Source organism: Pseudomonas cichorii (genome assembly GCF_015471405.1).
Classification (GTDB): domain Bacteria; phylum Pseudomonadota; class Gammaproteobacteria; order Pseudomonadales; family Pseudomonadaceae; genus Aquipseudomonas; species Aquipseudomonas serbiensis.
Map to the genome: position 1 here is coordinate 216,151 of NZ_BLVZ01000002.1, position 13,860 is coordinate 230,010.

The following is a 13,860-nucleotide window of genomic DNA, read 5'->3' on the forward strand; positions in this document are numbered from 1 at the left end:
CGATTGAAAAAATCTTTTTTACCAGCATCGGGATTATCGATATAAGGTGCGCCAATGACAGCCAAAGCCTGGAGTCAACTTTCATGAGTACCGGCAAAGAGCAATTGGACGTAGAAGACGATTTCATCGCTGTCGATTCGGACGACATCGAACAAGCACCCGTCGAACCCGCCAAGACCAACCTGAGCAAGCGACGCACCATCGATAACATGCTTGAAGAGCGGCGCCTGCAGAAGCAACTGGCCGATTACGACTTCGACCTTTAAGCGCCCCCTTGCAAAAACCTGATTCAAAGCCTCTCATCAGGAGAGGCTTTCGCATGGGCTTGCCTGATCGATACCGCGCAGACCCACAGGAAGCCTTTTGGGCGTGAGCATCAGACCAGCCCGTTACGCTGGGCAAGCTCGATCAGATCGACCAGTGAGTGCGCATTGAGCTTGAGCAGCAGGCGCGTCTTGTAGGTGCTGACGGTTTTATTGCTCAGGAACATGCCATCTGCGATTTCCTTGTTCGTTTTCCCCCTGGCCAATTGCTGCAACACCATCATCTCGCGCCCCGAGAGACGATCCACCATATCGGCTTCACTGGCATTCCCCATGCTTGAGCGCACGGTATGCAAGGCCTGGTTGGGAAAGTAGCTGTACCCCGATAACACCGCCTTGATGGCGCTCAGCAATTCGGTCAGATCCTGTTGCTTGCAGACATATCCGGCAGCACCGGCCTGCATGCAGCGCATGGAAAAATGGCCAGGTGCCTGCGAGGTAAGAATCAGCACCTTGAATGGCAATGTCATGGCAGACAGACGGGCAATTACTTCCAGGCCATCGAGCTTGGGAATGCCTATATCCAGAATGACGATATCGGGCAAATGTTCGCGAGCCAGTTGCAACGCATCCACTCCATTGTCCGTCTCCGCAATGACCTCATAGCCGTGGCGCTCCATCAGCATGCGTACAGCAAGGCGAATGACAGGATGATCATCCACGATCAGCACTTTATTCATGGGCAGTCCAATTTTCGCTATTCGAATTTTCAGAGTCAGCACAATAGCTTAGTCGTTTAGTGCTTTGCATGACGCTCACCCTCGAGGAGTAACAGCCAAAGACCGTTCCTACACATACAACAGAAAACTCCTACAAATTTCGCTACTAACGAACTATTTTTTATATTTTTCATAGAGCCTCCCCTTCGGAATTCGATGAAATTACTACCGTCTGGAGTGCTGAGATAGAGCATCGTAACTCAGATAAAACAATTATTGCCGCGAGGTCAAGCATTAGTCTTTTACTTCTCAAGCCTGATCAGTCAATAGCCGATGAACATGCAATCGCCCCGATGGTTATTCACCCTTGGCAACTGTCAAAAATCTGGATAGACGTCATTTATATAGCCTCTTGCCACCACTCTAAAACTGAAAACGCGCAAACGAACAGCGCTACCGAGAACCGGCCTGAATAGGGGCACAGAGACATCAGGCATCATGTTCCAGGCAGCTACAGCATGCTCGCTCCGAGCACCTGTGAGCCAATCGGGCGTACGTAAAACAGGCGAGAATCATATTGAATTACTTGCTTCAGAAATTTACCTTCAAAACCATATATCAGCACTACGTAGAAAAAATACACATATAAATATACCTTTCTTATACAAACCCAAGCAAAAAGACCAAGGCCACGCAACGTTCAGATTTTTCCTACATCGCACGGAACCAGGACTCCTCAACTATCAGTTACTCACTGCAGAAGCATTCAAGATGCTGACTTTACGCTATCACCACGATAAAAGTGATACATAAATACTCCCTACAGAAAAGTTTCATACCTTTCTGTCGCACACCGTACACAGTTCAATTCTGCGAATGGCTCATTCGACAAGTAGCTAATACTATATTTCATTTGGCTTCCATACCTGCCACGCCAAAGAGGAAACGTACTACACAACTAGCAGACGGTAGATAGCAGCATGTAAGACCTCTTCAAACCCAACAAGTCAATTCATGTAGCGCCCCGTTTTTTCACTTGCAAATTCTATTACCAGTCGTTACTTTTTTAACAACGAACTCATTACTTTCTGCCAACAACTATGTGCAGTTAGATTAGAGCGACCCAACAAACGACGTCATTTTAATGACGCCATGAATAACACAGCTTTATATGGACTCTGCTTATCAAGAGAGTCGAAAGGATTCGGGCAACATGAACATGGCCGATCAGGAACACCCTCCCTTTGACAAGCCCGAACCGGGCCTGACAATTCTTTTGAATTGGCCATGTGTATAACCATGTTCAAAAAGGGATATACCATGAACAACAAAACCTCTCACTCGACCTCAAAAAATATAACCCCTCTTGATTTAACCGCCGCTGTTGAACAGTTTGTGGCACAAGGAGGTGTCATTGCAGTTATACCCGATGGCGAAACAGCAGAATCACCGGTTCTAGCGGTTGCGGAAGAAGCACCTGCCCTTTATCCGGAGCTTGAAAAAAGTGCCAAACTGGAGTTGCTCAGGAGTCTGGTTGCCAAAGGCGCAGGGGTTTCCGCCCTGCAATATTCATTGAGGATGAACAAGAAGGAAATTCGACAACTGGCGCTGGAAAACGATGTAAAGATCAAGTTCAGCCGCCCTATAAGAGAAGCCAATAAAGACCCCCACTATGACACCTCCGATATTGACGATGTCGTTGCCGGTCATGCCATGCATTATTCCAGCCTCGGCTATACCGCGCCGGAAATTGCACAACTACTTGATCTGAGTGTGCGACAGGTCTGGAATATCGGTAAAGCCTATCGTTTTGAATTCAAACAAAAGAGGGACAGTGAAACGCCCTGAACATACTTGATATAAACAGATAACCCGCGGTATCGACTGGACTTCGTGTCGATACCGCCTCCCCCGGCCCGCATCGCCACACACGCCCGCGACACTGCACGACACGAGCATTTGAAACGCCTTCCTGCGACCCACTTCTTCTTTATCTCTCGCACACACAAGAATGCCCGCAGCACCCGGCATCAAGAACGCAAACGGGGAATATCAGCATGGGAAAGGTCGGGAAAAACGTGACAGTGCATTGCACACCGCCGATTTAAAATGCAGCCCCGAAGGGCTGCATTCTCAAACATCAGACCGGGTTCAGAAGAACTTGCGGCCCTTGTTCGCAGCAATGCGCATGCGCAGGGCATTGAGCTTGATGAAGCCAGCAGCGTCCGCCTGATTGTAAGCACCGCCATCCTCTTCAAAGGTGGCAATGTTTGCATCGAACAGCGACTCTTCGGACTTGCGACCAGTAACGATCACATTACCTTTATACAGTTTCAGGCGAACGATACCGTTCACATGGACCTGGGACGCATCGATCATCTGTTGCAGCATCAGACGCTCAGGGCTCCACCAGTAGCCGGTGTAGATCAGGCTGGCGTACTTGGCCATCAACTCATCCTTGAGGTGAGCGACTTCACGATCCAGAGTGATCGACTCGATGGCGCGGTGAGCGCGCAGCATGATGGTGCCGCCTGGGGTTTCATAGCAGCCGCGGGACTTCATGCCCACATAACGGTTTTCCACGATGTCCAGACGGCCGATGCCGTTCTCGCCACCGATGCGGTTCAAGGTAGCCAGTACGGTAGCAGGCGACATTTCAACGCCGTCCAGAGCGACGATATCGCCATTGCGATAGGTCAGCTCAAGATAGGTTGGAACGTTCGGCGCGTCTTCCGGAGACTTGGTCCAGCGCCACATGTCTTCTTCGTGCTCGGTCCAGGTGTCTTCCAGCACGCCGCCTTCATAGGAGATGTGCAGCAGGTTGGCATCCATCGAGTACGGGGATTTTTTCTTGCCATGACGCTCGATCGGGATTGCATGCTTCTCGGCATAATCCATCAGCTTTTCACGCGAAAGCAGATCCCACTCACGCCATGGGGCAATCACTTTGACGCCTGGCTTGAGGGCGTAGGCGCCCAGCTCGAAACGAACCTGATCGTTACCTTTACCGGTAGCACCATGGGAAATGGCGTCAGCGCCGGTTTCGTTGGCGATTTCGATCAGGCGTTTGGCGATCAGTGGACGAGCGATGGAAGTACCCAGCAGGTACTCGCCTTCGTAGACGGTGTTGGCACGGAACATCGGGAACACGAAATCACGTACGAACTCTTCACGCAGGTCGTCGATGTAGATTTCTTTAACGCCCATGGCCTGAGCCTTGGCACGTGCCGGCTCGACCTCTTCACCCTGACCCAGGTCAGCTGTAAAGGTCACCACTTCGCAGTTATACGTATCTTGCAGCCACTTCAGAATGACCGAAGTATCCAGGCCACCGGAATACGCGAGAACTACCTTGTTTACGTCCGCCATGCCATCACTCCACCGGGTTGTACGGAAAACCGGTGATTCTACCGTTCAAACCAGCAAATTTACAGGGGCGCGACAGCTTGTGACGACGAGGCGACAGGTTATGTCAGCCTCGCGAGGAGACAGGCGGGTTACGAAGTGCGTGCAGCGCTGGCGGCAGAAGCGACTGGAACCGGCTTTTCTTCGGGAGCGACACGCTCCAGATGCACATTTACACGGCGGTTGCGCGCGCGGTTGGCATCGTTGGTGTTGGGAGCCAGCGGATAACGCTCGCCATGAAAGCGCAAGGTGATCTGTTGCTCGGGAATCCCCTGAGCCTTCATATAGTCCATCACCGCCAGCGCCCGACGCCGGGACAGGTCGCGGTTGGTCAGGCGATTGCCGCTGTTATCCGAATGGCCGTCCAGCTCGATATGGTTGACCGTTGGGTCGGCACGCAGATACGCAATCATATTGTCCAGACGGGCCTTGGCCTTGGCGTCCAGCTCGATGCCGCCGCCGGGGAAGCCAACTTCGGCCTGCTTGATCTGATCGAAATTCATCGGCAGCAGTTTGGTCGTACACAACTGATAGTCGCTGAACGCCTTGCTGAACCTGACGGGCAATAGCCGTATTTCCATTGGGCCACCGCCATCGCGGGTGCTATGACGGATGAGCGGGCTGCGCCCTTCCATCAAACCGCTGATCAGGCGTCCGGCCTGTGCCTCGGAGCTATTGAAAGGAATCTCGCCATTGCTGACACGGACCGAGCCGAGGTTGATATCACCCCGTCCCGGCTGCCAGGGTGCTGCCGCAGCCAGCAGAGTGGCCGAACCATTACCCAGCATGTTGTAAGACGGCTTGAGACGGAATGTAGCCTGCTCACCGGCGCGGCGCACGAATTCACCTACACCGAAATCGGTAATCGGCTGACTCAGGCGACACTCGAACTGATCCCCTTCGACCTTCCACTCGATACTCTCCAGACGTGTCTGGAAACTGACTGCCATGGCCGGGAGGCTGGCAAATACGCTGAGCAAGGCGAGATATAGCTGGCGCACGGGAGGCTCCACTTATAAAAATGACACGAAACAAAAAACTGCTTCTTACGTCGGGCTATCGGTAACTTCCTACAAAACTTGATAGCGAGTGCCTGAGAGAGTCTTTTCCGGTAGGATTCCCAGCAGTTTGACCCGCCTGGAATCCCCAATGTCTGACCGCCTGACCCTTCTGCGTCCCGACGACTGGCACATCCACCTCCGTGACGGAGCTGTTTTGCCACACACCGTTGCTGACGTTGCGCGCACTTTTGGCCGCGCAATCATCATGCCCAACCTTGTGCCCCCAGTACGCAATGCACAGCAAGCCGATGCCTATCGCCAGCGCATCCTGGATGCACGCCCGGCCGGCAGCCGTTTCGAGCCGCTGATGGTGCTTTATCTGACCGACCAGACCACGCCCGAGGACATTCGCACGGCCAAGGCCAGCGGTTTCGTCCATGCGGCCAAACTGTATCCGGCCGGTGCGACCACCAACTCCGACTCTGGCGTCACCAGCATCGACAAGATTTTCCATGTTCTGGAAGCCATGGCCGAAGTCGGCATGCTGCTGCTGGTCCATGGCGAAGTCACCCGCGGCGACATTGACGTCTTCGACCGCGAGAAGATCTTCATCGACGAGCATCTGCGCCGTGTGGTGGAGCGCTTCCCGACGTTGAAAGTGGTGTTTGAACACATCACGACCGGTGACGCCGTGCAATTCGTCAATGCGGCCCCGGCCAACGTTGCAGCGACCATCACCGCGCATCACTTGCTCTATAACCGCAACCACATGCTGGTCGGCGGTATTCGGCCACATTTCTATTGCCTGCCGATCCTCAAGCGCAATACGCACCAGACAGCGCTGCTCGATGCCGCAACCAGTGGCAACGGCAAGTTCTTCCTGGGCACCGACTCGGCACCTCATGCCCAGCATGCCAAGGAAGCCGCCTGCGGTTGCGCTGGCTGCTACACGGCCTATGCCGCTATCGAAATGTATGCCGAGGCTTTCGAGCAACGTAACGCGCTGGACAAACTGGAAGGCTTCGCCAGCCTCCACGGCCCGGCGTTCTACGGCCTGCCTGCCAACCAGGACACCATCACGCTGGTTCGTGACGAGTGGACAGCCCCTGCCAGCCTGCCATTTGGCGAGTTGAGCGTAATCCCGCTGCGCGCCGGAGAAAAACTGCGCTGGCGCCTGCTGGAGGAAAATGCGTGAGTGAAGATCATTACGACGACGAACAGGACGGTCACGGTGGCGGCGGCTCGCGCCACCCGATGGCAGCACGTTTTCGTGGCTACCTGCCTGTAGTCATCGACGTGGAAACCGGTGGTTTCAATGCGGCAACCGATGCCCTGCTGGAAATCGCCGCTGTAACGATCGGCATGGACGAAAAAGGTTTTGTGTTCCCGGAGCACACCTATTTCTTCCGTGTGGAACCGTTCGAGGGCGCCAATATCGAAGCGGCTGCGCTTGAGTTCACCGGTATCAAGCTCGATCACCCGCTGCGCATGGCAGTGAGCGAAGAAACCGCACTGACCGATATCTTTCGCGGCGTGCGCAAGGCGCTGAAGGCCAATGGCTGCAAACGCGCCGTGCTGGTCGGCCACAACGCCAGCTTCGATCTGGGCTTCCTGAACGCTGCCGTCGCTCGCCTGGACATGAAACGCAATCCGTTTCATCCGTTCTCCAGCTTCGACACCGCAACCCTCGCTGGCCTGGCCTATGGTCAGACAGTACTGGCCAAGGCGTGCCAGGCAGCCGGAATGGACTTCGATGGACGCGAGGCCCACTCGGCTCGCTACGACACCGAAAAAACCGCCGAGCTGTTCTGTGGCATCGTCAACCGCTGGAAGGAAATGGGCGGCTGGGAAGACTACGACGACTGAGGCCCATGCCTCATGAATGAACCGGCCTTGCGCCGGTTTTTTTATTTATATTTCCCACGGCAGTTAACGACGCATTACCGGGCAGAATTGAAAATTGCTCATGACCGTCCATCGGAGTTGGCAAAGCGTATCCAAAACAGTTTTGACAAGCATTCTCATTAAGATTAACCTCCTCGGCACAAAGCAATAACCAGCGACGGTTACCGACTTATGTATGTTTGCCTCTGCCAAGGTGTCACTGACGGCCAGATCCGGGATGCAATCCTTGAGGGCTGCTGTAGTTATCGCGAAGTACGTCAGACGTTGGGTGTTGCCAGCAAATGCGGAAAATGCGCCTGCCTTGCCAAGGAAGTGGTGCGTGAAACCCTGACAGAACTGCAAAGCAGCCAGGTTTCGCTGGCTTATCCAGCAGAATTTTCAGCTGCCTGAATTCCCCTATTTCAAAGAACCGGACCCTGTGTCCGGTTTTTTTATGCCTGTAATTCAAGCGCTTAGCGTCAAGATGCGGAACTCAAACATTCTTATTCTTATTTAATTTCACTTATTATTCAATAACTTAGGTTTGACAGGCTTTTAAGTGCAGCTCAAACTCGCGCTTTATATACACAAGCCATCGGCAGGACCTCGAACATGAAAGGCGACATTACAGTCATCCAGCATCTCAACAAGATCCTCGGAAACGAGCTGGTCGCGATCAATCAGTACTTCCTGCATGCCCGCATGTATGAAGATTGGGGTCTGAAAAAACTGGGCGCTCATGAGTATCGCGAGTCCATCGACGAGATGAAGCACGCCGACAAGCTCATCAAGCGCATCCTGTTCCTCGAAGGCCTGCCTAACCTGCAAGAGCTGGGCAAGATCCTGATCGGCGAGCACACCAAGGAAATGCTTGAGTGCGACCTGAAGATCGAAAAGAAAGGCCTGGCTGACCTCAAGGCTGCGATTGCGCACTTTGAAACCGTTGGCGACTTTGGCAGCCGCGAACTGCTGGAAGACATCCTCGAATCCGAGGAAGAGCACATCGACTGGCTGGAAACCCAACTGGGCCTGATCGAAAAAGTGGGTATCGAAAATTACCTGCAGTCGCAGATGGGCGATTAAGCCTTTTCAGCGACCGACAAAAAGCCCCGCCTCTGACGAGAGCGGGGCTTTTTGTTTGCATACAAGCTACAAGCTACAAGCTACAAGCTACAAGCTACAAGCTTTTGACTTGAAGCTTAAAGCTTAAAGCTTGCAGCTATTCTATTCTGCTTCACTTCGCGCTTTCAGCCGCTTGCTTGAGCAGAGGCTGCAACTCACCGTTCTGGAACATTTCGGTGATGATGTCGCTGCCGCCAACCAGCTCACCGGCAACCCACAGTTGCGGGAAGGTTGGCCAGTTGGCGTATTTAGGCAGGTTGGCGCGGATTTCCGGGTTCTGCAGAATGTCGACATAAGCGAATTTTTCGCCACATGCCATCAAGGCCTGGGAGGCTTTGGCCGAAAAACCGCACTGCGGGGCATTCGGAGCGCCTTTCATGTAAAGCAGAATGGTGTTGTTGGCAATCTGCTCTTTGATCGTTTCGATGATATCCATGGAGCACCTCGGCTGAACTTTCCGACTCAGTTGTCGGCACGGTGGCGCATTGTAACGGAATCCCGTGCCAGACGCTCAGTCTTGAACTCAGCAGGAAGTCACCTGCACAGGCACGCCATTCAACACGGCATTGCCGGACAAGACATCGAGCTGTCGCTCGTCAGTCAGGTCATTGGCACTGACGCCTGGCTGCCCCTGGGCGATCTCCATACGCACCCCGGCACGCGAATGCCCCCAGCCATGGGGCAAGCTGACCACTCCGGGCATCATCTCGGCACTGCCCAACACCTGCACTTCGATCATCCCGACCCGCGAGTTGACCTTCACCTGTTGCCCGTCGCTCAGACCTCGACTGGCCAGGTCATCGGGATGCATCAGCAATTGATGACGAGGTTTGCCCTTCACCAGACGGTGATAGTTATGCATCCATGAGTTGTTGCTGCGCACATGCCGTCGACCGATCAACAACAACTCCCCTGCTTGCGGCGCTGGTGATTCAATGAACCGGGACAGATCAGCCATGATCACTTCAGGAGCCGCCTGGAGACGTCCATTGGCGGTTTTCAGGCGAGGTGTCAGATTGGGTTTCAATGGCCCCAGATCCAGCCCGTGCGGGTAATTGCCCAAGGCCTCGACTGACAAAGCGTGAGCCGATGCCTCACCATAAAAGCCCTTGCGCAGGCCATGGTCGATGATTGCCGCAGGAGGCATCGTCGGTTTCAGTTCCTTTTGGGCCTTGGCCGCAAAAGCCCTGGCCAGCCCGACGAAGATTTCCCAGTCATGCAATGCGCCTTCAGGCTTGGCAAAGATCGCACGATTGAAGCGGGTGACGTTACGCACCGCCAGAAGGTTGAAAGTCGTGTCGTAATGATCGTTTTCCAGCGCCGAGGTTGAAGGCAGGATCAGATCGGCATAACGAGTGGTTTCATTGATGTACAGATCGATACTGAGCATGAAATCCAGCCCGTCCAGAGCCTCTTCCAACTGGCGCCCGTTGGGCGTGGACAGTACCGGGTTGCCGGCAACCGTGACCAAGGCACGTATCTGCCCTTCCCCTTCGGTCAGAATCTCTTCTGCCAGCGCCGAAACCGGCAACTCGCCGCCATACTCGGGCAAACCGGAAACCCTGCTCTGCCAGAGATTGAAATGCCCGCCTGAAGTCGAACTGACCAGATCCACGGCAGGTTCGGTACACAGGGTTCCGCCGACCCGATCAAGGTTGCCGGTCACCAGATTGATCAATTGCACCAGCCAGTGACACAGCGTTCCAAAGGCCTGAGTGGAAATTCCCATGCGCCCGTAACACACAGCTTTGTCAGCGGCAGCAAAATCACGGGCCAACTGGCGAATCTGCTCGGCAGGAATCCCACAACGCGGGCTCATGGCTTCGGCGCTCAGCGCCTTGATCGCCTCTCGCACCTGCTCCAGACCATCGACGGGCAAATGACTCTCGCGGGTCAGGCCTTCCTCGAACAAGGTGTTGAGCAGACCGAAAAGCAGCGCGGCATCGCCACCGGGCCGGACAAAGACATGTTGATCCGCAATCGCAGCCGTCTCGCTGCGCCGAGGATCGACCACAACCACTTTGCCGCCACGTTTCTGAATGGCTTTCAGGCGCTTCTCGACATCAGGCACCGTCATGATGCTGCCATTGGAGGCCAGGGGGTTGCCGCCCAGGATCAGCATGAAATCGGTGTGGTCGATATCGGGCACAGGCAGTAACAGACCGTGGCCATACATCAGGAAACTGGTGAGGTGATGCGGCAGTTGATCGACAGAAGTGGCCGAGTAACGGTTACGGGTCTTGAGCAAGCCGAGAAAATAGTTGCTATGGGTCGTCAGCCCATAGTTATGCACGCTGGGATTGCCTTGATAGACCGCGACTGCGTTTTGCCCATACTGCTGCTGAATGGCAAAAAGGCGCTCGGCGACGAGATCAAAAGCATCCTGCCACTCGATCGGCTGCCATTGGCTCCCCACACGCAACATGGGCTGGCGCAAGCGGTCGGGATCATTCTGGATATCTTGCAGGGCCACGGCCTTGGGACAGATGTGGCCACGGCTGAAACCATCGAGCGGGTCGCCCTTGATCGAGGTGATGATCGGGGCAGCATCCGGGGATGCACTGGTTTCGATGGTGAGGCCGCAGATGGCCTCGCACAGGTGGCAAGCGCGGTGGTGCTCGGTCCTGATCATCGCAGCCTCATATTCTTGTCATGGCAGTCACGATTGATTGCATTGACAAGAATATGGAACGTTACTGCCGAGCGCGCCAGAGACGTTCGTCTCGTGAATCGCGGGCCATCAGGCGGGCGGATGGCCTCAGTCGGTCAGTTGCCGATGGGGGTCACGACCTTACGCTGCAACTGGATTTCAGTGACAGTTTCGATCTGCTCCTGAGCGACATGCACGCCCGTCAGTTCGCCGATCAGACGCCAGTGGTCATCAAGACCTGAACTGATGGTCGCCATACGGTCGATCATGCGACGTCCGGCAGCCCGCGTGACTTCGTCTTCGCTACGCAACAACTCAAAAGACATCGACGTCATCGAAGCGGTGAGGTGCGTCAGGGTACGAGCGGTCAACCCAAGCAGCTCCGTTAGTTGTCGTTCCTTTGAGTCCATTCCCGGCTCCTCGATTGATATTGAGCAGTTACTTGTAACTCTTTATAACTCACGTAAGCAGTTAAGGAAACGGGCAACCTTTCAACGCCGTGAAGCACGTCGCATAAGCGTAGAGGCACAAGACCGGACTTTTACAGGATCGGCATCAATTGCCAAGCACTGTTTGGTCAGTGTACAAATGCTGCCTTCTGCAATCAGCGGACCGGCCACAGGGCTGTTTCAACCAGCGCCTTTGCGGTTACGGACTTCGTTCTCTCTGAAGTAAGCATGCTATTGGTAAGACGCGACATTTTTTTATACTATCGCGCCTTCCTTATTCGTCGCCCCCGTGCGGCTTTCGCCTCAGGTCATGCCGTTTTCCCGATAAAAACCGGCTTTCAGAACCTGCGGTCTGTTGCAAAAAAGGTAGTTAATAATGAGCGCCAGGCACTTTCTCTCGATGATGGATTACACCCCAGATGAGCTTCTGGGCCTGATCCGTCGTGGCGTAGAGCTTAAAGACCTGCGAAATCGCGGCGTGCTTTTTGAACCACTCAAGAATCGAGTGCTGGGGATGATCTTCGAGAAATCCTCGACACGTACCCGTCTTTCCTTTGAAGCGGGCATGATCCAGATGGGTGGTCAGGCCATCTTTCTGTCCCATCGCGACACCCAACTGGGCCGTGGCGAGCCGATTGCCGACAGTGCAAAGGTCATGTCACGCATGCTCGATGCGGTGATGATTCGTACTTTTGCCCACAGCAACCTGACCGAATTCGCTGCCAATTCCCGCGTCCCGGTGATCAACGGGCTGTCCGACGATCTGCATCCGTGCCAGTTGCTGGCCGACATGCAGACTTTCCTGGAGCATCGTGGCTCGATCAAGGGCAAGACGGTGGCCTGGATCGGCGACGGCAACAATATGTGCAACAGCTATATAGAAGCAGCCATACAGTTTGACTTCCAGTTGCGCGTGGCCTGCCCTTCCGGCTACGAGCCAAACCCGGAGTTCCTGGCACTGGCCGGTGATCGCGTGACCGTCACCCGTGATCCGAAGGAAGCAGTCGCCGGCGCGCATCTGGTCAGTACCGATGTCTGGACCTCGATGGGCCAGGAAGAAGAAACCGCCAAACGCATCGCGCTGTTCGCCCCTTTCCAGGTCACTCGGGCCTTGCTCGACCTGGCTGCCGAAGACGTCCTGTTCATGCATTGCCTGCCAGCGCATCGCGGGGAAGAAATCAGCGTCGACCTGCTGGATGATGAACGCTCGGTCGCCTGGGATCAGGCCGAAAACCGCCTGCATGCCCAGAAAGCCCTGCTGGAGTTTCTGGTCGCGCCGTCCTATCAGCCAAAATGAGTCATACCCTGCTGCTGAATCTGCGCAATCTGGCATGCGGCTATCAGGATCAACGTGTGGTGCAGGACCTCAACCTGCACCTCAACGCCGGGGATATCGGCTGTCTGCTGGGATCGTCAGGGTGCGGCAAGACCACGACCTTGCGCGCCATTGCCGGGTTTGAACCGATCCATGCCGGCGAGATCACGCTGGCCGGCGAAGTCATCTCACGCCCCGGCTGGACCCTCGCGCCGGAGAAACGCCGGATCGGCATGGTGTTCCAGGACTATGCGCTGTTTCCACATCTGAGCGTGGCGCAGAACATCGCCTTCGGTATCCGTAAACACCCGCGCCTGAATCAGGTGATCGACGAATTGCTGGAGTTGGTCAATCTGGGCTCGCTGGGCAAACGTTATCCTCATGAGCTTTCCGGCGGACAGCAGCAACGTGTCGCGCTGGCCCGAGCGCTGGCTCCGGAGCCGCAGTTGTTATTGCTGGATGAGCCGTTTTCCAACCTCGACGGTGAATTGCGCCGACGCCTGAGCCATGAAGTGCGCGACATTCTCAAGGCTCGTGGCACCAGCGCGATTCTGGTGACCCATGACCAGGAGGAAGCCTTCGCGGTCAGCGACCATGTGGGTGTCTTCAAGGAAGGTCGGCTTGAGCAATGGGATACGCCCTACAACCTGTATCACGAACCGCAGACGCCTTTCGTGGCCAGTTTCATCGGGCAAGGCTATTTCATTCGCGGGCAACTGGTAGATCCACAGTCGGTACAGACCGAAATCGGCGTACTGCGTGGCAATCGCGCCTATCCGGGCGTCAGCGGCAGTGCCGTCGACGTGTTGCTGCGGCCGGACGATATTGTCTATGCCGCCGACAGCGACCTGAAGGCACGGGTCGTTGGCAGAACATTCCAGGGCGCTTCGACCCTGTATCGCTTGCAGTTACCGACAGGCAGCCAGCTTGAAGCCATCTTCCCGGGCCATGCCGATCATATGACAGGGGAAGAAGTCGGCATCCGGGTGACCACCGAGCATCTGGTGCTGTTTCCGGCTGCCGGGAGTGTTGCCGCGCATTCGGTTCTGTAG

At 55.0% G+C, this 13,860-nt stretch carries 14 protein-coding genes; 8 read left to right on the forward strand and 6 right to left on the reverse strand.

The genetic code is table 11. The annotated features are described in order from the left end of the window. Positions 1 to 83 precede the first annotated feature (83 nt). Positions 84 to 266, forward strand: coding sequence for a PA3496 family putative envelope integrity protein (locus JL015_RS02955; RefSeq protein ID WP_201017350.1), 183 nt, complete (start codon positions 84 to 86; stop codon positions 264 to 266). Between the two features lie 110 nt (positions 267 to 376). Here JL015_RS02955 and JL015_RS02960 read toward each other — a convergent pair whose 3' ends face one another. Then, positions 377 to 1,003 (reverse strand): response regulator transcription factor, encoded by a 627-nt coding sequence (locus tag JL015_RS02960; RefSeq protein WP_025261490.1) that lies wholly within the window; start codon positions 1,001 to 1,003, stop codon positions 377 to 379. 1,299 nt (positions 1,004 to 2,302) lie between these two features. Here JL015_RS02960 and JL015_RS02965 point away from each other — a divergent pair. Further along, entirely contained in the window at positions 2,303 to 2,830 is a 528-nt protein-coding gene (locus tag JL015_RS02965; protein WP_236250148.1) for a hypothetical protein, read from the forward strand. A gap of 303 nt (positions 2,831 to 3,133) precedes the next feature. Here JL015_RS02965 and JL015_RS02970 read toward each other — a convergent pair whose 3' ends face one another. Next, positions 3,134 to 4,351 carry an argininosuccinate synthase gene (locus JL015_RS02970; protein WP_201000106.1) on the reverse strand — a complete coding sequence of 406 codons (1,218 nt, stop codon included), beginning with the start codon at positions 4,349 to 4,351 and terminating at the stop codon, positions 3,134 to 3,136. Positions 4,352 to 4,479: 128 nt separating this feature from the next. Continuing rightward, complete coding sequence (locus JL015_RS02975) at positions 4,480 to 5,388, reverse strand: flagellar protein MotY (protein ID WP_201017352.1); 909 nt, start codon at positions 5,386 to 5,388, stop codon at positions 4,480 to 4,482. A 148-nt stretch (positions 5,389 to 5,536) separates the two neighbouring features. On the opposite strand from JL015_RS02975, the gene pyrC reads away from it, so the two are divergent. From pyrC to bfr, 4 genes are all read left to right on the forward strand, one after another. Then, positions 5,537 to 6,583, forward strand: a complete 1,047-nt coding sequence (pyrC, locus tag JL015_RS02980; protein ID WP_201017353.1) for a dihydroorotase — start codon at positions 5,537 to 5,539, stop codon at positions 6,581 to 6,583. Further along, positions 6,580 to 7,254 (forward strand): ribonuclease T, encoded by a 675-nt coding sequence (gene rnt, locus JL015_RS02985; RefSeq protein WP_201017354.1) that lies wholly within the window; start codon positions 6,580 to 6,582, stop codon positions 7,252 to 7,254. Before pyrC ends, rnt begins: the two co-directional genes overlap by 4 nt. Before the next feature lie 210 nt (positions 7,255 to 7,464). Further along, the gene (locus tag JL015_RS02990) at positions 7,465 to 7,683 is read left to right on the forward strand and encodes a bacterioferritin-associated ferredoxin (RefSeq protein WP_117166038.1); all 219 of its coding nucleotides are present in this window, start codon (positions 7,465 to 7,467) and stop codon (positions 7,681 to 7,683) included. Between the two features lie 201 nt (positions 7,684 to 7,884). Beyond that, a complete protein-coding gene (gene bfr, locus JL015_RS02995; RefSeq protein WP_025261497.1) occupies positions 7,885 to 8,355 on the forward strand; it encodes a bacterioferritin in 471 nt (156 codons plus the stop codon). 151 nt (positions 8,356 to 8,506) lie between these two features. On the opposite strand, the gene grxD is transcribed toward bfr, so the two are convergent. The 3 genes from grxD to JL015_RS03010 form a co-directional block, all read right to left on the reverse strand. Beyond that, entirely contained in the window at positions 8,507 to 8,830 is a 324-nt protein-coding gene (gene grxD, locus JL015_RS03000) for a Grx4 family monothiol glutaredoxin (RefSeq protein ID WP_201017355.1), read from the reverse strand. 87 nt (positions 8,831 to 8,917) lie between these two features. After that, positions 8,918 to 11,026, reverse strand: coding sequence for a molybdopterin oxidoreductase family protein (locus JL015_RS03005; protein WP_201017356.1), 2,109 nt, complete (start codon positions 11,024 to 11,026; stop codon positions 8,918 to 8,920). 134 nt (positions 11,027 to 11,160) lie between these two features. Then, on the reverse strand, positions 11,161 to 11,454 hold the full coding sequence (locus JL015_RS03010; RefSeq protein ID WP_025261500.1) for a hypothetical protein: 294 nt from the start codon (positions 11,452 to 11,454) through the stop codon (positions 11,161 to 11,163). Between the two features lie 415 nt (positions 11,455 to 11,869). Here JL015_RS03010 and argF point away from each other — a divergent pair, with 415 nt between their 5' ends. Then, positions 11,870 to 12,790, forward strand: a complete 921-nt coding sequence (gene argF, locus JL015_RS03015) for an ornithine carbamoyltransferase (protein WP_201000112.1) — start codon at positions 11,870 to 11,872, stop codon at positions 12,788 to 12,790. Then, positions 12,787 to 13,860, forward strand: coding sequence for an ABC transporter ATP-binding protein (locus JL015_RS03020; protein WP_201017357.1), 1,074 nt, complete (start codon positions 12,787 to 12,789; stop codon positions 13,858 to 13,860). Before argF ends, JL015_RS03020 begins: the two co-directional genes overlap by 4 nt.

Coding starts and splice junctions, on each gene's coding strand:
- JL015_RS02955 (WP_201017350.1), top strand. CDS start 84: ATGAGTACCGGCAAAGAGCAATTGGACGTAGAAGACGATTTCATCGCT.
- JL015_RS02960 (WP_025261490.1), bottom strand. CDS start 1,003: ATGAATAAAGTGCTGATCGTGGATGATCATCCTGTCATTCGCCTTGCT.
- JL015_RS02965 (WP_236250148.1), top strand. CDS start 2,303: ATGAACAACAAAACCTCTCACTCGACCTCAAAAAATATAACCCCTCTT.
- JL015_RS02970 (WP_201000106.1), bottom strand. CDS start 4,351: ATGGCGGACGTAAACAAGGTAGTTCTCGCGTATTCCGGTGGCCTGGAT.
- pyrC (WP_201017353.1), top strand. CDS start 5,537: ATGTCTGACCGCCTGACCCTTCTGCGTCCCGACGACTGGCACATCCAC.
- JL015_RS02990 (WP_117166038.1), top strand. CDS start 7,465: ATGTATGTTTGCCTCTGCCAAGGTGTCACTGACGGCCAGATCCGGGAT.
- bfr (WP_025261497.1), top strand. CDS start 7,885: ATGAAAGGCGACATTACAGTCATCCAGCATCTCAACAAGATCCTCGGA.
- grxD (WP_201017355.1), bottom strand. CDS start 8,830: ATGGATATCATCGAAACGATCAAAGAGCAGATTGCCAACAACACCATT.
- JL015_RS03005 (WP_201017356.1), bottom strand. CDS start 11,026: ATGATCAGGACCGAGCACCACCGCGCTTGCCACCTGTGCGAGGCCATC.
- JL015_RS03010 (WP_025261500.1), bottom strand. CDS start 11,454: ATGGACTCAAAGGAACGACAACTAACGGAGCTGCTTGGGTTGACCGCT.
- argF (WP_201000112.1), top strand. CDS start 11,870: ATGAGCGCCAGGCACTTTCTCTCGATGATGGATTACACCCCAGATGAG.
- JL015_RS03020 (WP_201017357.1), top strand. CDS start 12,787: ATGAGTCATACCCTGCTGCTGAATCTGCGCAATCTGGCATGCGGCTAT.